Origin of the sequence: Nostoc sp. CHAB 5836, assembly GCF_020829445.1 — a bacterium.
Classification (GTDB): domain Bacteria; phylum Cyanobacteriota; class Cyanobacteriia; order Cyanobacteriales; family Nostocaceae; genus Nostoc.
Genome location: NZ_JAIVFV010000115.1, coordinates 1 through 21992, shown reverse-complemented (window position 1 = coordinate 21992; position 21992 = coordinate 1). Strand labels below are relative to the sequence as shown.

Sequence of the window (21992 nt, the reverse complement as noted above, 5' to 3'; positions counted from 1 at the left end):
TCTAAGCATTGACTTAGGCTTACTGGGTAGGCGGTGTTTGACGACCGCAGCGAGAGTTAGACTTTGGATTCTTCCGAATTCTTCTTTGTCCGCAGAATCTCAGTCCCTTTAGGGCTGAGAGTGTCAACCCTCAACCCCTTCTCTCATATGTGGGATTCGGGGAGCCAGAATTTCAAAGTCCCTCGGACAGATCTGGGAGAGGGATTTAGGGTGAGGGCAAAAACTATGGTTCTCAACTTAGATGAGGTTTATATAGTAGATGATCACTTCATCAAAGGCTTTGCTTGCTAGGATTAAATTTGTATAACTCTAGTGGTAAAAGCGGATTGTGACTGTAAAACCAGACTGGTTGCGGGTGAAAGCACCTGGGCGTGAGCGCATCGGTAACGTTAAAGAAATTTTGCGGGATTTAGCTCTCAATACAGTTTGTGAGGAAGCGTCCTGTCCGAATATTGGTGAATGCTTCAACGCTGGGACTGCCACGTTTTTGATTATGGGGCCAGCTTGTACACGCGCTTGTCCCTACTGCGATATTGATTTTGAGAAAAAACCCAAACCACTAGACCCCACGGAATCTACACGATTGGCCGAAGCTGTTCGCCGCCTGAAGCTTAATCATGTGGTAATCACTTCTGTAAACCGAGATGACTTGTTTGATGGTGGTGCGTCTCAGTTTGTGGCGTGTATTGATGCAGTTCGCTCTGTTTCAGCCAACACCACAATTGAGGTGCTAATTCCTGACTTATGCGGTAATTGGAATGCTTTAGAGTTGATTCTACAAGCTGCGCCAGAGGTATTAAACCACAATACCGAAACTGTCCCACGCCTGTATCGGCGGGTACGTCCCCAAGGAAACTACGATCGCACATTAGAATTATTGCAGCGAACTCGCCAAATTCTCAAGAGTACATACACTAAATCCGGCATTATGGTTGGACTCGGTGAAACTGATGCCGAAATTCGCCAAGTGATGCAAGACTTGCGATCTGTGGATTGTGACATTTTGACTATTGGGCAATACCTCCAACCCAGTCAAAAACACTTGCAAGTAAATGAATTTATCAACCCAGAACAATTTGCTGTTTGGAAGGCATTCGGCGAAGAAATCGGATTTTTACAAGTTGTTTCGTCACCATTGACGAGAAGTTCTTATCATGCTGAACAAGTTAGGGAATTAATGGAACGTTATCCACGCTTTAAAAGTTAGGAGTTAGGAGTTAGGAGTTAGGAGTTAGGAGTTAGGAGTTAGGAGTTAAAAGTTAGGAGTTAGGAGTTAGGAGTTAGGAGTTAGGAGTTAGGAGTTAAAAGTTAGGAGTTAGGAGTTAGGAGTTAGGAGTTAGGAGTTAAAAGTTAGGAGTTAGGAGTTAGGAGTTAGGAGTTAAAAGTTAGGAGTTATGAGTTAAAAGTTAGGAGTTAGGAGTTATGAGTTATGAGTTAAAAGTTAGGAGTTATGAGTGAGCAGATGTACTCCAACTCAAAACTTTCCGTTGCAATTCTTGGCGCGGGTGCTTGGGGTGCATCTCTGGCAAATCTCGCCACAGCAAATGGTCATAGGGTACGTGTGTGGTCGCGTCAAGGTTCCCAAACTCTCCAAGCAGTTTTAAAAGATGTCCAAATAGTCCTGTCCGCTATCTCAATGATTGGTGTGAGAGATGTTGCTTCCCAAGTCCAGTCTTTCCCCCTTTCTCCAGAGACCATTTTTGTTACAGCCACCAAAGGCTTAGACCCCCAAACTACCTGCACACCGTCACAAATTTGGCAAACAATATTCCCTAACCATGCAGTGGTTGTTTTGTCTGGGCCTAATTTATCAAAAGAAATTCAAATGGAATTACCAGCAGCCACGGTGGTAGCCAGTAATATTCCCACGGCTGCGGAAGTAGTGCAGTTAGTATTTTCTTCTCATCGTTTCCGGGTATATACCAATCCTGATCCCTTGGGGGTGGAACTAGGGGGAACACTGAAAAATGTCATTGCGATCGCAGCTGGTGTGTGCGATGGTTTACATCTGGGAACCAATGCCAAAGCTGCTTTAGTCACCCGTGGACTTACAGAAATGGTTCGCATTGGCAATGACTGGGGTGCAAAGACGGAAACATTTTATGGTTTATCGGGTCTAGGAGATTTGTTAGCAACGTGCAATAGTCCCTTAAGTCGCAATTACCAAGTCGGCTACCAGCTAGCTGGTGGTAAGTCACTTACACAAACTCTCGCAAATTTACAAGGAACTGCTGAAGGAGTGAACACTTGTCGGGTTTTGATCCAACGAGCCAAGGAACAAAATATTCCTGTCCCAATTACTGAGCAAGTTTATCGGTTACTTCAAGGTGAAATCACACCCCGACAAGCACTTGATGAACTGATGCTGCGAGATATCAAGCCAGAGTACAACTCCTAGTTTGTAGTCTCTCAAATCAACTTGCTGGTTAAATAAGTTCATAGTAAGGACTTTAGTCCTTATGTTAAGCACTGAAGTGCTTAGTACATACTAGGCTTTCCTTAGCTTGACAGACTACTAAGTAAGTTGACGCGAAAAAATCAAACTATGTTACGAAACATAAATAGGCTTAAAATCTTTACTAATGACCAATGACAAAGGACAAATGACAGCCTTTGCCAGTTAGCTTTAATTGCGCCGACCTACTTAGTTAGTAGTCTGTCAAGTTGAAATTGGCACCTTAAGGCTTACATACAAGACGATGCAGGAACACGGAGAGAGTATTTGATAACTTATTCACGTCTTCTATCTCCGTGTCAATAGAATTTTTGCCGTTAATACTAATCACTTCCGCGATATTTATTAGTTCTACTTATACCTGAATAATCCTGAGAAAAAATTGGTAAATCGTCAGGATATCACTTTTGTAGCCATGTAAATGTGACTATGCCAATTATAAACGCGACATTCACTGAAGGATGTTTATACTTTGTTACAAAAGTTACTATCAAAAACCATCAAGGTTGAAATGTTAACTAAGTAGTTTAAATATTAAAAGCCTAGCTGTGGATTGGAATAGCTATTGGTTCAATCAAAAGTTTAGCAGCCGATTAAGTTCAGTAATAGTGTATCCAATAAAACCCTTACAGTTAATTTCTAAAAAAATTGTAATGGAACCTTCAACCATGTTAGTTCATCGTAAATCACGGGAACAATAGCAACAGTTGAATAGCTGACCGTAATCTAAGCTGACCGTAATCTATTGTTACCTGGAGCCATTGAGACGATCTTTATGCCAGCAACATCTTTTTATGCAGACGCCCCTTACAACACCAAAAAGTCTAGCCAGGCTTTGGACTCTGATCTCACGGTTGATGACAGTGAGTTATCGGTAGATGACCTACAGGAGCTGGAGATAGCTTCTGTTGACCAGACTAACTTTGCTGCTAACACTAACCGTCGGAGTACAGACCTAGTACGTCTATATCTTCAGGAAATTGGTCGAGTTCGCTTGTTAGGGCGGGATGAAGAGGTTTCAGAAGCTCAAAAAGTCCAACGCTATTTGCGGATGCGGATAGTGCTTGCTAACGCCGCAAAGCTTGGGGATGAAGTGATTACGCCCTACCTCCGGTTAATTGAAGTTCAAGAACGTCTTACCTCCGAACTCGGACATCGCCCGTCTTTGGAAAGATGGGCTGCCACTGCTGATATAGTTTTATCGGATCTCAGGCCGACTTTGGCAGATGGCAAACGTCGCTGGGCTGAAATCGCCAAGTTAACTGTAGAAGAGTTGGAGCAAGTTCAGTCCCAAGGACTCCAAGCAAAAGAACACATGATTAAGGCTAATCTTCGCCTAGTTGTGTCTGTTGCTAAGAAGTATCAAAATCGTGGTTTGGAATTGTTGGATTTAGTCCAAGAAGGCACACTGGGTTTGGAGCGGGCTGTAGAAAAATTTGACCCCACTAAGGGTTATCGCTTTAGTACCTATGCTTACTGGTGGATTCGTCAGGGAATTACAAGGGCGATCGCTACTTCTAGTCGCACGATCCGCCTACCTGTCCATATTACCGAAAAGTTAAACAAAATCAAAAAGGCTCAACGCAAAATTGCTCAAGAAAAAGGTCGCACCCCGACTCTAGAAGATTTGGCAACTGAGTTAGAGATGACACCGGCCCAAGTACGAGAAGTTTTGTTGCGGGTTCCTCGCTCCGTTTCTTTGGAAACCAAGGTAGGGAAAGATAAAGACACTGAGTTAGGTGAATTACTCGAAACTGACTGTGTAACCCCAGAAGAGATGTTAATGCGGGAATCTTTACAAAGAGATTTGCATCATCTTCTGTCAGATTTAACTAGCCGGGAGCGCGATGTAATTTTGATGCGGTTTGGTTTGGCAGATGGTCATCCTTATTCTTTAGCAGAAATTGGCCGCGCTCTTGACTTATCGCGGGAACGAGTTCGGCAAATTGAATCCAAGGCTTTGCAAAAGCTGCGTCAACCCAAGCGCCGCAACCTCATCCGCGACTATTTGGAGTCTTTGAGTTAGTCATTTGTCATTAGTCATTTGTCATTAGAAAACTGCAATTGACAAATGACTACCCACAAAAGGCTGATTTGATCCCCAAGTCGAAAGCCTTTTAGAGCCTTGTAGCAAATAATTTGCATTTAATTTTACAAGAGTTTCCCTAGACCTTTGCTCAGATATCTTGAAGGTGGGGATCAACTAAGCAATTCAAAATTCACTCATTCAAAATTTAAAATTAACGGATGCAATCGTTACAAGTATCCTAACTATTAGCTGTATGCAAATCAAACGCACTACAGCTGATTATTTAAATTTTGATCAAGATTTGATTAATTATTCTTAAATCTTTAGTAATGATTCTCAATAGGCAACGATTGTTGCAAATTGCTCCCAAGATTTGTTATATTCTCAACTAACAAGCTTTGTTGAGAAATATTAGTATGACTGTCTACACAACTACTTCACTCAAGGCAGAACTGAATGAACGAGGCTGGCGTTTAACTCCCCAGCGCGAAACAATTTTACACATTTTTCAAGAACTTCCGCAAGGTGAACATCTGAGTGCGGAGGATCTTTATCATCGGCTAGAAACTGATGGTGAAGCGATCAGTCTGTCAACTATTTATCGGACTTTGAAGTTGATGGCTAGGATGGGAATTTTACGGGAACTAGAACTGGGCGAGGGACATAAGCATTATGAGATCAACCAGCCCTATCCCCATCATCACCATCACTTAATTTGTGTTAGATGCAACTCAACTATTGAGTTTAAAAATGACTCCATTTTAAAAATTGGGTCAAAAACTGCTCAAAAAGAAGGTTTTCACCTGCTGGACTGTCAAATGACTATCCATGCAGTGTGTCCCAAGTGCCAACGGGCGCTGATGCCGCTTTAGCACTTGGGTGCATAATTAGACGAAACTACTCAAATTAACCAAATAAGTGGAATTTTGAGCAGTTCGTAATTTGCTGTTACTGGAGGCAAGCAACCAGTTGGGGACTGATACTAACAACACCAAAGCGGATGTTAAAAGCGTCCGCTCTTAAGATCCTTGAGACTGATGCCGTAGAATTCCTGGGCTTGTTTGATTGCTTTTTTGGTGTCATCTGCCATCACACCGTTCAGCTTGCCTTTATAAAAACCCCGCTCCTGTAGTCGCGTTTGGATTTCAAGGGTATTAAATTCGCTTTTGCTAGCAGTATTAACTGAGCTATATAACTTAGCTCGCGTAGTTGGCCCAGCAACACCGCTTGCACTCAAGTAATTAGCTGCCTGAAATCTCTTCACAGCATCGGCAGTATAGGGGCCATAGTAGCCATTGGGCTCTCCCTCTAAATATCCTGCCTGGATCAATTGTTGTTGAAGAATTCTAACTGGTTCACCGCGATCGCCTACACGAAGTTTATCTCGATTGACTACCTTTTTGGGAGCTTCTTGTCCATCACCAATGCCAACTCCTGGCAATTTACGCAATGTTGCTGCGCCTGCAATTCCATCAACGCTTAATTTGTAAGAATCTTGGAACCGCTTGACAGATTCTTCGGTAATTGGGCCAAATATTCCTGTGGCGTTTCCGTAATAAAAGCCTGCGACTCTTAACCGTTCTTGTAAAACCCTGACATCTTCACCTTCATCCCCCTTAGCAAGGTAGTTAGGATTGCGGCGTTGGCTAGTTACTGAACTAGTAGTACTGGGCTTTTTGGCTTGTGTGCTTCTTGCAGTAGTAGTTTTTTTAGCTTGTGTAGCCGTAGTTGTGGGCTTTTTGGCTTGCCAACTTTCTAATTGTTGCAGGGTGCTTGCTCCAACAATGCCGTCCACTGGTAAACCAGCGGCCTTTTGGAAGCGCCGCACAGCTTCTTGTGTGGATACGTCATATACTTGGGTGACAGAAGCTTGGTAAAAACCTGCTGCTTTCAACTTTTGTTGGAGATTTCTGACAGAAGGGCCTTGATCGCCTTTTTCCAGTGCCATGACGCTGCTCACAGCGCCAAGAATAGATAAAGACAGAGCAAGGGGCAACATATACTTCCAAGCCCTACCAGAAAGCCTTTTCCAGTCTGGCGCAGCTGCTTTGTTAAACAAAGAACTGAGGGAGACCAATTCACTGGGTGTGCTGTCTTCGTAGGCGAAAGCTAGGTGCAAATACGCAAGATTTTCCATATTTGTTTCCTACACCATTGATTTTTCTTCGATCACTGCTTCAGCTTGATGTACTAGGTTCCTCAAAGCTTCTAATGTTCCTATATTTACATCTTCCCACAAATTGCGCTTGTGTGCTTCTAATAATCTTTCAGCAATATCACGCAGAGCATAAGGGTTCTTTTCCTGAATAAATTCTGACACAACTGGATCGAGCAAGTAAGCTTCTACTATGCCTTGATACATATAATCTTCGACACATTTAGCTGTTGCATCGTAGGCGAATAAAAAATCTACTGTCGCTGCCATTTCAAAGGCTCCTTTGTAACCGTGGCGCATGACTCCGGCAATCCACTTGGGATTGACTACGCGAGAACGATATACTCGGGCAATTTCTTCTTTGAGTTGGCGAACCCGTGGTTGTGCGGGTATAGAATTATCACCAAAATAAGTTTGGGGATTTTTTCCCTGTAGAGAACGCACCGCCGCCGTTAAGCCGCCTTGAAATTGGTAATAATCATCAGAATCGAGTAGGTCGTGTTCACGATTATCTTGATTGTGGAGGACAACTTGCATTTGGGATAAGCGTTGCTTGAAGGCTTCGGGGGAGGGGAATGGGGATGAGGGGGATGAGGGGGATGAGGGGGATGAGGGGGATGAGGGGGATGAGGGGGATGAGGGGGATGAGGGGGATGAGGGGGATGAGGGGGATGAGGGGGATGAGGGGGATGAGGGGGATGAGGGGGATGTTAGTATTGCTTGCCCTGCTCCCTCATCTTGCCCTGCTCCCTCATCTTGCCCTGCTCCCTCATCTCTCTTTCCGCCGTCTCCTGAGGAGTAGGCGTAAGAACTCCAGTTGATGTAGGCGCGGGCTAAATCTTTGTCATCTGTCCAGTTTTGTGATTCGATTAAACCTTGAAGTCCGGCGCCGTAAGCACCTGGACGAGAACCGAAGATGCGATAGCGCGATCGCACCACGGCTGCTTCTAAACTTAAACCTTGGCTTGTCCACAAATCAGTCTCTTGGCGAACTGCATCCGCTAGGGGATTTTGTTCTGGCGGTTCATCTAAGTCTGCTACTGCTGACACTGCTTGAGCAAATAAATCAATTAAGTTGGGAAAAGCATCCCGGAAGAATCCAGAAATTCGCAAGGTGACATCTACGCGGGGACGCCCCAAAATTGCCAGAGGCAAAATTTCAAAATCTACTACTCGCCGTGCTGCACCATCCCATACAGGCTGGACTCCGAGTAACGCCAAGGCTTCGGCAATATCATCACCCCCAGTTCTCATGGTGGCTGTTCCCCACATTGATAAGCCTAGTGTTTTGGGATATTCGCCATGCTCTTGAGTGTAATATTCCACGAGAGTTTCAGCAGCTTTCCTGCCGATATCCCAAGCTGTTTCGGTGGGAATGGCGCGGATATCGACAGAATAAAAGTTTTTTCCTGTAGGTAGAACTTCTGGGCGGCCGCGTGTGGGTGCGCCAGATGGAGCGCTGGGGACATATCCGCCATCAAGTCCGTGTAATAAATGGGTGATTTCTTCGTGGGTTTGTTGTAAGGCGGGAAGGAGGCGATCGCGTATCCAGTTAAGGACAATGGGGAGTGGGGAGTTAGGAGTTAGGAGTGGGGAGTTGGGAGTTGGGAGTTGGGAGTTGGGAGTGGGGAGTGGGGAGTTTGGAGTTAGGAGTTGTTCTACTAGAAGGGCGGCGTGTTCTTCTAGGACTTCGACGATATCACCGAGGGTACGGCATTCTGTGCCATTGACTATTGAGTATTCACCACTAGTCATTGACAAATCGGCTGTGAGGGGATCGAAATCTAAACCCCACTCTTGAGCTATGGCGCGGGTAATACCTGAAGAATGGCGATTGGGGATGCGAGCGATCGCTACTATTAAGTCTCGCAGTTGTCTTCCTTGGGGACATTGCCCAAAAATGTGCAAGCCATCGCGGATTTGGGCTTCTTTCAATTCACAAAGGTAGCCACCGATTGAATTCAAAATTAAAGATGACGCTCGCGGACTCGCTAACGCTGCGCTAACAGAATTAAAAATTTCTGTTTCATTTGGGATTCCTAAATCTAGATGGAGATTTTCTTTGATTACCAGTTCGCGGATGCGATCGCGAATCACTGGCAAACGCGAAGGATCTAAACTGTCGGCTTCATAATACTCATCAATTAAATTTTCTAACTGTTGCAAAGAACCGTAGAGTTCCGCACGAGTCATGGGCGGCGTGAGATGATCTATAATCACCGCTTGAGCGCGACGTTTGGCTTGGGAACCTTCACCAGGGTCGTTCACAATAAATGGGTACAGGTGGGGAAGTGCGCCGAAAGCCACTTCTGGATAACAATTACTCGATAAAGCCACACTTTTACCCGGTAGCCATTCTAGATTTCCATGTTTCCCCACATGAACTACAGCATCAGCACCAAAAGATTCTCTGACCCAATAATAGAAAGCTAAATAAGCATGAGTCGGTTCTAAATCCGGCGCATGATAATTCAAACTGGGGTCATGATCGTAACCCCTTGGTGGCTGAATTCCCACGAAGACGTTGCCGAGTTGAATTCCAGAAATGGGTATTGGGCATTGATTATTATTCTTGTCTCCCCCATCTCCCTCATCTCCCTCATCTCCCCATACCCCATACCCCATTCCCCAACGTTCACTAATACCTTGCTGGACTGCTGGCGGTAAAGAAGCGAAATATTCTTGATACTCTTCCCAAGAAACACTTTGGTGTACCGGAAGCCATTCTTGACCTTCCGGATCATTGGTTACGCCAGCTGTCAGCCGTTGAATCAACTCATCTCCTTGAGCAGGTGGATTTTCTACTTCATACCCAGCCAGATGTAAAGCTTGCAAGATTTCTACACAACTTGCTGGGGTGTCGAGTCCCACACCATTGGCGAGGCGGCCATTGCGGTTGGGGTAGTTTGCCAAAATAAGGGCAATTCGCCGCTCTTGGGGTGGTTTAGAACGCAGACGCGCCCAATTTGCTGCTAGTTTAGCAACGAACTCGATGCGATCGCTAACTGGTTCATAAATTACCACATCTGTCTCTAAATGGGGATTACGAGTTTGCACTGCTTTAAAAGACACAGCACGAGTAATAATTCGCCCATCTACTTCTGGTAGCGCCACATTCATCCCAATATCGCGGGGAGAAAGCCCTTGAAACTGTGACTCCCACTGTTCAATTGACCCGCCACTGAGGATTACCTGCAACACAGGCACATCTAATTTTTGCCACAGGTCGGTTTGGGGTGTTTCGCTTTCCAAACGTGCTAGAGAAAAACTGGTGGTATTCAGCAGCACAGCTATTGAATCAGCTTCTTTGGGTTGGAAAAATTCACTCAACTCAACTTGAACATCGGGTTCACGCAACGAGGAAACAAATACTGGTACTGGTTGTAAATTTTTCTGTATTAAAGCTTCGCATAAAGCATCAATTACCTTAGTATTTCCCGCTAAATAATGAGCGCGGTAGAAAAGGATGCCGATTTTGGGCATTGGGCATTGCAAGCCTTGATATTCCAACATGGATGAATCCAGTTCCAAGGTGGAAGAACAACATTCTAACTCTCCCTCATCCCCCTCATCCCCCTCATCCCCCTCATCCCCCTCATCCCCCTCATCCCCCTCATCCCCCTCATCCCCCTCATCCCCATTCCCCACTCCCCATTCATACAATCCCACGCGCGGAATCGGCTGAGGTGGCGCAGGATCATATGCAGTTGACCAGCAACTGTCGGAAATAAATTGCAGAGCATTAACGAAATTTTCCACGCCGCCTTCGCTAAAATACTGCCATATCTGGTTAACAATAGCCAAGGGCAAGGTAGACTGGGAAATTAAATCGGGATCAAAAGCGTCGTCCCCTGGCATTACAATGAGGGTTCTATTATTACGTTGCACGATTTCCTGCACTACTTCTAAGCCATAACCCCAGTAAGAGCGTCCTCCTAATAGGCGCAAAATAATTACTTGGGCATATTCTAAAACTTGCTCTCCATAAGTATCTATGCTTAATTGCTGCTGCAACTGCAACAGGTTGGCAACTCTGAATGCAGCAAAGTTGGCAGGTAATTTTGGAACCGCAGCTGCCATAGTTTGAATGTCGGTATCAGCAGCCGTAATTAATACCAAAGGCGCTGGAGTTTGTGCTAAAAAAATTAAACTTTCTGACTGATTCCATCCACCCGATGTGCTACTTGTACGATGCATAATTCTGTCTTACCGTTTTAAACTGTTGTTTAGTACACAATCAAAACAAACTTTTTTTCCTCCATTCTGCCCCTCCTACCAAAATGATTGAAAATGCTTAGTTCTCCTGATTTGAGCTTTTCTCGAACCTTGCCGATTGTTGTATTTAATCAGCTTGGGGAGTTGTTAGAACAGATGGCTCAAACGATGGGAAGTACCGCTCTGGTGCTGACAGAAGCTGTGTTGATGCGGATTGGCATACCTGTAGAGTGGCAAAGGCAAAGGTTTACGCTAGTGATTTCTGAGAACTTTAGTGCGCTCTTGGTAGGGAACTTTGGGGATGAGGGGGATGAGGGAGATGAGGGGGATGAGGGAGAACAATTACCCACTCAGGACTCAGGAATCAATGCTAGGTTGACATTTAATTGGGAGGCGATCGCTTCTTTTGTCTCCCAGTTGAGAGACTTGTTTGAGTGCGATTCCTCTACTTACCGAAATCTCGAACGGTATCAGCAAATTATTAAACCTAATGACGCTACGCTCCAAAGTCAATTCACGCTGTTGTTATTAGAATATCTCCTAACTCAGCCAAACCAAGAAATAATAGCACCTTCAAGCTCAATTGCACCGGCAGTTTATATCTGTCAGCCAGTGGAAGATGCTTTAAAAAAACAGATTTCCCAAGAGCGGCTGTTGAATCAGGTAACAACACAGATCCGCAAAAGCCTGGACTTGCCAGTGATTATGGCAACGGCGATTACACAGGTGCGTGAGTTTCTGGAATTAGACAGACTAGTAATTTATAAATTTGAAGGTTCCAAAGTCAAGACTCAACAATACAGGAGCGAACCTTCTGAAATTTATTTTTCCATAGACGATCTTAACGGAAAACACCCACATTCTTTATCAGTCAACCATCAACCTCTACTAGAAGACTACCAACACTATGGAGGTTATATTGTCTATGAAGCCCGCGCTACAGATGCTATTGTATCAGTGTTGAATTACACGGAGAAAAATTGCTTTATCCGAACTTCTCAGTGTTGGCAGAAGTATCGCCAAGGCTTTACCTTGGCTGTGGATGATGTCGAAAAAACTTATGCCCTTGAAGAGTGTTTGTTGAATTTTTTAAGGGAAAGTCAGGTTCGGGCTAAGTTGGCTGCACCGATTATGTTTGAGAACAAACTATGGGGATTGCTGATTGCTCATCAGTGCGATCGCCCACACCAGTGGAATGATAGCGAAAAAAACTTGCTAATTGCGATCGCAGAACAATTAGCGATCGCTATTCACCAAGCTGAGTTAATGCAAACCCTCACCCAAGAAAAACAAACTCTCGAACAACGAGTTATTGAGCGCACAGTGGCTTTGCGTGATGCTCTCCTCGCCGCCGAGGCTGCTAACCGTCTCAGAAGTGAGTTTCTCGCGACAATCAGTCATGAATTGCTCACACCTTTAACTTATGTGATTGGGATGTCGTCTACATTGTTACGCTGGCCTTTGGGTGAATTGAGTCAACGACAACGGGGTTATCTGCAAACAATCCACGACAGTGGGGAACATTTATTAGAAATGATTAATGACATCCTCGATTTATCGCAAATCGAGGCTGGTAAGACAGCTTTAAATATTTCGGAATTTTCTTTGGTGAATGTTGCCGAAAATGCTGTCAAGTCACTGCGAAAAAAGGCAACAAGTGAACAAATTAATCTTAAACTTGATTTGCAAATCGATCCCAGGCGCGATCGCTTTATCGGCGATGCAGAACGAGTAGAACAAATTCTCTGGAATCTGTTAACTAATGCGATTAAATTTACGCCTGAAAGTGGTAGCGTTACCTTACGTCTTTGGGTGGAAGATAATACTGCTATTTTTCAAGTGGAAGATACCGGGATTGGCATTCCTGAAGAACAATTACCATTACTGTTTGAGAAATTTCAACAACTCGACACACCCTATCGTCGCCGCTACGAAGGTACCGGACTCGGACTAGCTTTAACTAAACAACTTGTACAACTCCATCGCGGTCGAATTGAAGTAGAATCAGCTGTAAGTATTGGTTCAATTTTTACTGTATGGATACCAACTCAGGCTATGAGAGTGGTGAGTTAGGAGTTAGGAGTTAGGAGTTAGGAGTTTGGAGTTTGGAGTTTGGAGTTTGGAGTTTGGAGTTTGGAGTTTGGAGTTTGGAGTTTGGAGTTTGGAGTTTGGAGTTTGGAGTTTGGAGTTTGGAGTTTGGAGTTTGGAGTTTGGAGTTTGGAGTTTGGAGTTATACCAATTCTTTGTGAAGTTGCATAGAATTTGACCCCACCCCTTAGTCCCCTCCCCGCAAGCGGAGAGGGGAAAATCCAGTTCTCTCCCCGCTCTTCGGGAGGGTTAGGGTGGGGTTCTTTATTATGCAGTTTCATATTAAATTGGTATTAGGAGTCTGGAGTCTGGAGTCTGGAGTCTTACTCCCCTTCCCTTGCAGGGAAGGGGTTGGGGGTTAGGTGTGTATTGAACTTAACTGCAAACCGCTATATTAGCTAACCAAAATACTGAAGTTTTTATTTTGAGGCTAGGCTAATGAGCATTTTTTCAAAAATTCTCAACACAGGCTCCTCTCCATTGTCTCTAGTGAAAATACTATAATTTGGGTGAGAATTGATTTCAATCAACCAATATTGGTTGTCTCGATCTAATACTATATCTAAACCACCATAATCAATATCTAATTCTTCAAAAACTGGTTTAGCAAAATTAGCAATCTCAGACAATATTTGTGGATCATGGATATGCTTTGCTTTGGCACCATCCCAGTGGAGAGGACTGAGATTACCTACAAATGTTGCATTAGTTACATCTTTTTCATAGAGTATAACTAATTCTTTATTTAAAAAAACTGCTCTATATTCAGACTTTATATTAATAAATTCTTGAGCGATCGCAACGTAATCATACTTTTTATCATTGATATTAAAAATCTCTTTTAAAGCAGTTTCAATTTCATCTGTATTCTGGCATAAAAAGACGTTATGTCCACTTGAACCAGAATTTCTTTTAACGATTACGGGTGTTTCAAAGTTTTCTTTGATTTCTAATATAATATCTTGAAGGCTGGGAAATTTTAAGTAAATCTTATATTTAAGGTCACAAAAAGGCGAAAGAAAACCTACTGTTCGAGGAAGTTTAACTTTTTTCTTTAAAATATGGTAAGTGTATTCCTTGTCTTTGATAATTTGTCCTACCGCCTGATTTATTATTGGAGTACTATAATTACAAAAGTAATGTTGTTTATTATTCAGTTTTATTTTTACTAAGTTTTCAGCCGGATGAATAATTTCATAGTTGATGTTTAAGTTTTCACAGGCTTTGAGCAATAGCAAAACGTTGTCTAACATAAATATTTAAAGTTCAATGTCAAAATTACGAATTATTTTAACTTGCTGTTTGCCGTTTAAAAAGGGAGCATCCCAAATGTGCAAAAACCTTGATAACCCTAACCCCTTCTCCCAAACATGGGATTCGGGGAACTAGAATTATGTCTCCCCTCTCCCAAAGATGGGAGAGGAACTGGGGGTGAGGGAAAAGATTTAAGCAAAATTGGGATGCTCCCGTTTAAAAATCACCATCTCAGTACCAACAACCGGGTTACGAGCTATCAGCCTATCTTGGGAGTCGAGAATCTCTAAATGGGTAAAATCAAGTTCTTGAGAGCGTTGTAATATCTCCGCAGCTAGTTTGTCTTGCTGAGATTCATTGAGAGTGTACCAATCATCACTAATTTTGATAGTCAAGTTACTCGTGCGAAAGTTAGCTTGAATTGACTTTATCAGACCAGAGGCAATGCGATCGCTAATTTCGGCTACCTGATTTTCAATAGCCGCAATCAAAGCTTGTTCAGGTGTCAATTCTATGATTGGTGTTGGCGTTGGCGTAGGAATTGGTTCTGGTTCCGCTTCCGGCGTTGGTGGGGTGGTTTGTACTTCTGGCGGCGGCGTAATTTCCTCTAGTGGTTCTGGTACGACTGACTCTGGTGGAGTAGTTATGGTTGGTTTTGGTATGGGAACCTCTTCAATGGGAGGAACTGTTGCTACTTCAGTAGGTTTCCCGGTAAAGACAGTTGTACTCGTCCAAAGGAGAATTACAGCAATTCCAGTAACAATTCCCGTCAAAGCTGTATCTGATAACTTTGTTGACAAATTTGATGGTAAAAACAAGCGGATTGTCCTTAACAGTCCACCCCACCACAACTGAAGCTGCTGGAAAAAACTGGGTTTTTCCTCAGTACCGGGTGGGGGTGCTGTCTCCAGTTTCTCCACCGTTACTTCTAAAACCCCAATCGTCCCTTGAAGAAGTTGGATAATTTTAGCCTTCCAAAATGGCTGAACTCTCTGGTAAGGTTTTTGGGGAGGTTGAGTTATCTGATCATCCGTCGGTTTTGATTGATTGTCTTGTGACATGGAACTTTCACCAAAAGCAGCGAATCAAAGACAAACAACGTACATTAGACCTCTTGCATAAATCAAACAATTTGAACCCCAAAGAGCCAAAGCTACGCTTTGTCTCCCCTCCCCGCAAGCTCTTAGGGGTTGGGGGTGGGGTGTTAGGGACTTTTGCAAGAGGTCTATTATTACTGGTGCTGCCTTCTTTTGCCTTAATGTATCACTTCATTGCTCAATGTTTCCGCTAAACTGACTATTTATCAAATTTGGTGAATTATGAAACTCAAACGTCGTCAATTTGTATTTTTAAGTAGCATCAGCACCATTGGTACAGGATTTTTAGGCTGGACATTTCGTCAAAATCATCAAAGTGCTGACATTACCGATTCAACAACAGCTATAGCCGCCAAGCCACCTAAAAAAGACTTATTATTACGTTTTGTGTCTGTAGCGGATACGGGGACTGGGGCTAAGGGACAGTATGCTGTAGCTGGAGCAATGAACGCATATCACAAACAAAATCCTTATGATTTAGTCGTTTTAGCTGGAGACAACATTTACAATAACGGCGAAATTGAGAAAATTAGTGCAGTTTTTGAGCGTCCCTATCAAGCTTTACTCAAGCAAGGTGTGAAATTTCAGGCTTGTTTAGGTAATCACGATATTCGTACTGCCAATGGTGAGCCACAAGTCAAATATGTCGGCTTTAATATGAAGGGAAGACGTTACTATACATTTAGCCGTGGAACTGTGCAATTTTTTGCTCTAGATACTAACAGTAATGCTGATTGGAAAAACCAGCTACCTTGGTTAGAAAAAGAATTAAGTCTTAGTGAAGCTTCTTGGAAAGTTGTATTTGGACACCATCCAATTTATGCATCTGGTGTCTATGGAAGTAATGCAGAGTTTATTAAAACTTTTACTCCGCTGTTTCAAAAATACGGCGTTCAAGTTTATATAAATGGTCACGAACACCATTATGAACGCACTCGTGCTATTAATGGAACGACTTATTTAATTACTGGTGGTGGTGCAGGTACTCGTCCTGTAGGTCGTTCAGAATGGACAGAGCATTCTGCCGAAAAGCTGAGTTTTGCGGCTTATGAGGTGTATAAAGATAGAATAGAAGTAAGTGCGATCGCTACTGATAATCGCGTTTTTGATAAAGGGATCATTCAGTTGAAATCAGCGTAATTATTATGAAAGTCAAGCGCTTGAAAATGCAATCCTTCCGTGGAATTGGCGATTTGACCCTGGAATTTGATCTAACTGAACCTATTGTGCTTATTGGTATCAACGGTGTAGGGAAGTCCAGTATTCTTGATGCTCTTTCCCTCTTACTTTCGCGTTTTATGGAGTGGATTGGAAGTGTTTCTCCAAAAGAGGAAGTAAGGGTATTGAGCAGGGTAAACGCAAGAAAAATGACATGATAATATGCTAGGGAAATCCAGTCGTGTAGGTATTTCCAATGGTTGTAGGATTTGGAACATCATCTGAAATTACAGGCAAAAATAGACAAGACTCACAACTTGCATCTGCAACAGATTTTGGACAAGTCCATCAGCAATTGGCAGATAATTTTAAGGATTTACAAGACCCAAGAGGGAAGCAGGGTGTACTACATCCATTTATCAGCATCGTGATGATAGCATTACTAGCAACCATTGGTGGAGCAACAGGGTGGGAAGATATAGAGACATATGGTGTAAGTCACCAGAGTTGGCTGTCAAGTTTTTTACAACTACCTTTTGGAATTCCCAGTGCTGACACTTATAGACGGTTGTTTGAAAGGATATCGCCAAAAGAATTTGAGTGCAGTTTCAATAATTGGTTAAATAGCTTGGTTCTTGATTTAAAGGCACAGGTCATTCCAATTGATGGAAAAACACTTAAGGGTTCTTATGACCGTAACCAAGAACAATCAGCATTACATATTGAACAAATGGGTGGTTTATATAAACAATCTCAATGGTCTGGATTACAGACTATTGTCAAAGTTGTTCGTACTCGTCACTTGTGGAATAAGACAACTCAAGAAGTAATGTTTTACTTGAGTTCATTGCCTGCCGATGCCCAAAAAATAGGGCTTGCGATTCGACAGAATTGGTCAATTGAAAATCAACTTCATTGGGTTTTAGATGTCACCTTTAATGAGGATGCTTGTCCCATCCGTAAAGATAACTCCCCAGAGAATTTTGCTCTACTCAAGCGATGGAGTATAAATTTCCTCAATAAAGAAATAAGTTATAAACGTAGTATTCGTCAAAAAGCAAAGCAAGCCAGCATGGATCAAGGGTATATGCTGAAAGTTTTACAAGCTTCGATTCCTCTACACTCTAACTCATCTCAGGTATAAATTTTCTTGCGTTTACCCTGAATAGGTACACCGCTAGACTTGGCAACATTACCAATGAGTTTTGGCGCTTCTTGGACTAACATACTTAGCTGCTCTCATGCTATATAAATGTATTTACCTTATCTTAAACTCTCCAGTTAGCTGGAGAGTCAAGTGAGAACAGCATTATCTTGCTAATTATTTGCTGCTGGATTATGTGGCAGGCTTTACTTCCACAACACCACGATACATTTTCATACCGCAGGTGAACTCATATTCACCAGGATACTTAGGAGTAAATTCCACTGAAGTGGTTTGGTTAGGAGCAAGGTTAACGGTTAAGTCAAAGTCCGGTATTAGCAATTTATCAAAGCACTTGCTCAGATTGTGACGTTGGAAGTCCAATTTTACTGGTTGTCCCGCCTCTACAATTACTCGTTCCGGTTTGTAACCCTTTTCAACCGTAACAGTCGCTTCTTGAGTACCTTCTGGTGTTTTCACTGCTTTTATTGCTGACTCTGTAGGCACAGAAAGCTCTGGTTGGATTTGGTGAGTACCTTGAGAAGTAGTTACTGGGGTTGCTTTTGCAGTCGAGTCAGTAGGTTGAACTTCTATAACTCCTCGGAACATATTCATACCGCAGTTGAAGGTATAAGTACCTGCTTTGTCTGGTGTGAACTCAATGGATGTGATTTCGTTGAGTGGTAGGTTTTTGGCGATATGGAAATCAGGTAGCCGTATTTCTTCAAGACAGCTACTAGGGTCACGGCGTAGAAAATTAAGGCGGACTCTTTGACCTGCATTGACTAGAATTCGATTAGGTTCGTAGCCTCCATCTACAATAATGCCAACTTCTTGAATACCATCATGAGCTTCTGCTTTTTGGGACTTAGGTTTACTCAAGAGAAACCACCAGATTTCTAGTCCGATTAACCCCAAGCCGACTGCTGTAACTGTACCTTTTACCGAGAGTGGTTGCTCAATGCGGCGGAACTGAGTTGTCTGCGATGCCTGCGACGGGCGTAGCCATCGCTCGGTAATTGGCATTTGATGATTCATCTGTGCAACTGCTTTATCTGAGGCAACACTGAATGCCAATCCCAAGCTTACTATGCTGCCAAGAATTACTTTACTCAACATTTGTTACCTCCTTATCCTACTGGTTTAGCTTGAAATTTACGCAGACGTAAGGCATTCGTAACTACTGAAACCGAACTAAATGCCATTGCTGCACCTGCAATAATCGGGTTAAGTAACCAACCGAAGATGGGGAACAAAATACCCGCAGCAATCGGAATGCCAGCAACGTTGTAGATGAAGGCGAAGAATAGGTTTTGACGAATGTTGCGAATCGTAGCGCGGCTGAGTTGAATGGCTGTGACAATGCTTCGCAAGTCACCGGAGATGAGTGTGATGTCACTAGCAGCGATCGCTACATCTGTCCCGGTGCCAATTGCCATCCCTACATCGGCTTGAGCTAGTGCTGGTGCATCATTAATACCATCACCAACCATTGCCACAATCTTTCCTTCTAATTGCAATTTCTTTACTGTAGCGGCTTTTTGGTCAGGGCGAACTTCTGCCAAAACACGCTTGATACCAACTTCACGAGCAATGGTTTCTGCGGTGCGCCGATTATCTCCTGTGAGCATCACCACCTCTAAACCCAGTTTTTGCAAAGCACGAATTGCCTGTATTGAAGTAGGTTTGATGGCATCAGAAATCCCCATTAATCCCTGAATTTGTCCGTCAACTGCAATCCAAATCGCAGTTTTGCCTAGATATTCCAAACGCTCTTTATCGTGTTGTAAGGCTTGGGTATCAATGTCTAATTCTGACATCCAGCGTTGCGTACCAATTTGCACAAGATGACTAGACACTATACCTTGTACACCACTGCCTGTAATTGCTTCAAACTCCTTGACATCTGCTAACGCCACTTCTTGAGATTGGGCGTATCTCACAACCGCTTCTGCCAATGGATGTTCAGAATTGCGTTCCACAGATGCCGTAAGTTGCACCAACCTCATCTCATTACCATTAGCAGTACCATTGACGGTGACAAAATCGGTGACTGTTGGTTTACCCTGAGTAATGGTTCCAGTTTTATCTAGCACGATTGTTTGAATTTTGTGCGCCAGTTCTAAACTTTCGGCACCTTTAATCAAAATGCCATTTTCTGCACCTTTACCCGTTCCTACCATCACAGAAGTTGGTGTGGCTAAACCCAGCGCACAAGGACAGGCGATAATTAGTACCCCAACAGTGGTGATTAGTGCTAAAGTCACGTTACCTGTAAAATTAAACCAAATGATAAAAGTGAGCAGTGCGATCGCAATCACCGCAGGTACAAACCATCCAGTTACTTGGTCTGCTAATCTCTGAATTGGGGCTTTGGAACCTTGTGCTTGCTGTACTAATTGAACAATCTGCGCCAGTACAGTATCACTTCCAACTCGTGTCGCCCGAAACTTGAAACTGCCAGTTTTGTTAATAGTAGCTCCAATCACTTCATCGCCTGGTTGCTTTTTGACAGGCACGCTTTCCCCTGTTACCATCCCTTCATCAATTGTGGATGCTCCCTCAATCACTTCCCCGTCAACAGGAATTTTCTCGCCAGGACGAACCAGTATCACATCGCCAATCTGCACTTCTTCAATTGGCACATCTACTTCTCGTCCATTGCGAATCAAACGCGCTGTTTTAGCTTGTAACCCAATTAGCTTACGGATAGCTTCTGAGGTTTGTCCTTTAGCACGATTTTCAAATAGTCTGCCTAGCAAAATCAGGGTAATGACGACAGCAGCAGTTTCATAATACACATCTGGTGTTAACCCCTGATTGATGAAAAAGCTGGGAAATAAGGTGGGAAATAGCGAATAAAAATACGCTGCACTTGTACCCAAAGCAATTAGAGTATCCATTGTGGCAGCATGACGTTTCAAAGCTTTCCAACCATTGATGTAGAAGGAGTAACCACACCAGAACTGTACTGGAGTAGTGAGTATCAACTGTACCCAAGGATTATGTAACCATACTGGGATAAAGGGTAAGTGCAACCCTGTCATCATGGGCAGTGAACCTATGAGCAATACAATGCTAATGATGCCGCCTACCGTCACCTTTCGCATTAAATCGCGAGATTCCCTTAAGCGATGTTTTTTCTCAGCATCATCTTCTCCCCTCATCAGGTTTTGTTCTTGGAGTGGGTAGGCAGAATAACCTGCTGCATCTACCGCCTGTTGAATGGCTTCTAAATTAGTTCTTCTAGGGTCATATTTAATTGTTGCCTGTTCTGCTCCAAAATTCACGATACATTCATTGACACCGGGGACAGAATTAATCGCGTCTTCAATGCTGTTGGCACAAGAGGCACAACTCATGCCGCGCAGTTTGAGTGTGGTATTCTCCATCTGACTACTCCAATGACTAAATGGCGCTAACTAATTTCATCTTGAATGCTCCAGTACACTGGAGAGTCAAGAGGTTGGACTGAAAAATTTTTTCTAAGCGCACATTAGATACAATGCTATGAGTTCCCAGACTTGAAAATATAATTCGTAAATATACAACTCGAATTGCTACTAAGTTTTAAATATAATTTAATAAGCGTTAACTTAATACTTTGACTTTAGCTTTAAAGATGCTGATATAAGGTTTTAGAGTTTTTTACCAACTAAGTTGTTACCAACGTTCAAAATATCTTTACTAACTTAGTTTAAATTTTATCTAAAATATTTAAATACTTGCAAAATACTAAAATTACTTTCAAAATACTTATTGATAACAATATAAAACCCATATTCTTATGGTTCCTTTTCAGGTACTCATTCTTGCTGTAATTTTCTTGGTAGCAAGTATTATTAGTGTCATTGCTGGTACTCGTGTTTTACCATTTTAAGCAGCATCAGGGAGCGGTAAACCCTCGATTTTCTGAGGGTTTTTAATTTTTCGATAGTTTATTGGTTTGACATTTCTGAGAGCAAGTGCTGAAAAATCATTCACCCTCAGGTTGAGATAATGACTTAAACGACCAGCTGTCGGTTGTGGTTTTTTATCCCTTGGACCTGTGGCTAAAGGTTCACACACAGCAGCGATCGCTTTGAGTAAAAAACCGACCAACACAGCTAAACCGATACGTCGTTTGATGGCATTCTCAGTCCAAGCACGCGGCATCTCCATAGCGGCCGTATCTTGAGCCACAAAAAAGTTGGTTTCTACAGGGGAGCGATGGTGATAGGCAACTTGCAACTCCTCGGTCGTCAGTTCTCGGGCTACTGTGCCAATCAAAAGAGGACGCTCATAATCAGGATGGTCAACTCTCACCACGTCTAAGAGGGTATCAGCAAAATCTTCAAAGTGATAACCGTTCCAACGCCTTATCCTCACCTCTTTCCCGGATTCCAAGGTAATCAAGT

The 21992-nt window shown here is 43.1% G+C and carries 15 protein-coding genes; 8 read left to right on the top strand and 7 right to left on the bottom strand.

The genetic code is table 11. The features are described 5' to 3' along the window. Nucleotides 1–328 precede the first annotated feature (328 nt). From lipA to LC605_RS21260, 4 genes are all read left to right on the top strand, one after another. Nucleotides 329–1207, top strand: a complete 879-nt coding sequence (gene lipA, locus LC605_RS21275) for a lipoyl synthase (RefSeq protein WP_229549516.1) — start codon at nt 329–331, stop codon at nt 1205–1207. Between the two features lie 255 nt (nt 1208–1462). Further along, nucleotides 1463–2398, top strand: a complete 936-nt coding sequence (locus LC605_RS21270) for an NAD(P)H-dependent glycerol-3-phosphate dehydrogenase (protein WP_229549517.1) — start codon at nt 1463–1465, stop codon at nt 2396–2398. A gap of 832 nt (nt 2399–3230) precedes the next feature. Then, nucleotides 3231–4481 (top strand): RNA polymerase sigma factor SigC, encoded by a 1251-nt coding sequence (sigC, locus tag LC605_RS21265; RefSeq protein ID WP_229549514.1) that lies wholly within the window; start codon nt 3231–3233, stop codon nt 4479–4481. 419 nt (nt 4482–4900) lie between these two features. Next, nucleotides 4901–5356 carry a Fur family transcriptional regulator gene (locus LC605_RS21260; protein ID WP_229549513.1) on the top strand — a complete coding sequence of 152 codons (456 nt, stop codon included), beginning with the start codon at nt 4901–4903 and terminating at the stop codon, nt 5354–5356. A gap of 131 nt (nt 5357–5487) precedes the next feature. Here LC605_RS21260 and LC605_RS21255 read toward each other — a convergent pair whose 3' ends face one another. Beyond that, nucleotides 5488–6621, bottom strand: a complete 1134-nt coding sequence (locus LC605_RS21255; RefSeq protein WP_229549512.1) for a peptidoglycan-binding protein — start codon at nt 6619–6621, stop codon at nt 5488–5490. 9 nt (nt 6622–6630) lie between these two features. Further along, nucleotides 6631–10836: a cobaltochelatase subunit CobN gene (cobN, locus tag LC605_RS21250; protein WP_229549511.1), complete on the bottom strand. Its 4206-nt coding sequence runs from the start codon at nt 10834–10836 to the stop codon at nt 6631–6633. A 93-nt stretch (nt 10837–10929) separates the two neighbouring features. Between cobN and LC605_RS21245 the strand changes: the two genes are divergently transcribed. Beyond that, nucleotides 10930–12927, top strand: coding sequence for a GAF domain-containing sensor histidine kinase (locus LC605_RS21245; protein WP_229549510.1), 1998 nt, complete (start codon nt 10930–10932; stop codon nt 12925–12927). Between the two features lie 434 nt (nt 12928–13361). Here LC605_RS21245 and LC605_RS21240 read toward each other — a convergent pair whose 3' ends face one another. Beyond that, the gene (locus LC605_RS21240; RefSeq protein WP_229549508.1) at nt 13362–14195 is read right to left on the bottom strand and encodes a RimK family alpha-L-glutamate ligase; all 834 of its coding nucleotides are present in this window, start codon (nt 14193–14195) and stop codon (nt 13362–13364) included. A 192-nt stretch (nt 14196–14387) separates the two neighbouring features. Further along, nucleotides 14388–15257, bottom strand: coding sequence for a hypothetical protein (locus LC605_RS21235; protein ID WP_229549507.1), 870 nt, complete (start codon nt 15255–15257; stop codon nt 14388–14390). A 258-nt stretch (nt 15258–15515) separates the two neighbouring features. Here LC605_RS21235 and LC605_RS21230 point away from each other — a divergent pair, with 258 nt between their 5' ends. Genes LC605_RS21230 through LC605_RS21220 form a run of 3 tightly spaced genes read left to right on the top strand, consistent with a single transcriptional unit; the run spans nt 15516 to nt 17595 of the window. Continuing rightward, nucleotides 15516–16433, top strand: coding sequence for a metallophosphoesterase (locus LC605_RS21230; RefSeq protein WP_229549505.1), 918 nt, complete (start codon nt 15516–15518; stop codon nt 16431–16433). 5 nt (nt 16434–16438) lie between these two features. Next, a complete protein-coding gene (locus LC605_RS21225) occupies nt 16439–16669 on the top strand; it encodes an AAA family ATPase (protein WP_229549503.1) in 231 nt (76 codons plus the stop codon). 38 nt (nt 16670–16707) lie between these two features. Further along, nucleotides 16708–17595, top strand: coding sequence for an ISAs1 family transposase (locus LC605_RS21220; RefSeq protein WP_229549502.1), 888 nt, complete (start codon nt 16708–16710; stop codon nt 17593–17595). Nucleotides 17596–17787: 192 nt separating this feature from the next. Here the strand turns inward: LC605_RS21220 and LC605_RS21215 are convergent, their stop codons facing one another. From LC605_RS21215 to LC605_RS21205, 3 genes are all read right to left on the bottom strand, one after another. After that, nucleotides 17788–18714, bottom strand: coding sequence for a cupredoxin domain-containing protein (locus LC605_RS21215; protein WP_229549501.1), 927 nt, complete (start codon nt 18712–18714; stop codon nt 17788–17790). Nucleotides 18715–18725: 11 nt separating this feature from the next. After that, nucleotides 18726–20987 carry a heavy metal translocating P-type ATPase gene (locus tag LC605_RS21210; protein WP_229549500.1) on the bottom strand — a complete coding sequence of 754 codons (2262 nt, stop codon included), beginning with the start codon at nt 20985–20987 and terminating at the stop codon, nt 18726–18728. 484 nt (nt 20988–21471) lie between these two features. Further along, the coding region (locus tag LC605_RS21205; RefSeq protein WP_229549499.1) for a hypothetical protein at nt 21472–21992 on the bottom strand (521 nt) is incomplete at its 5' end.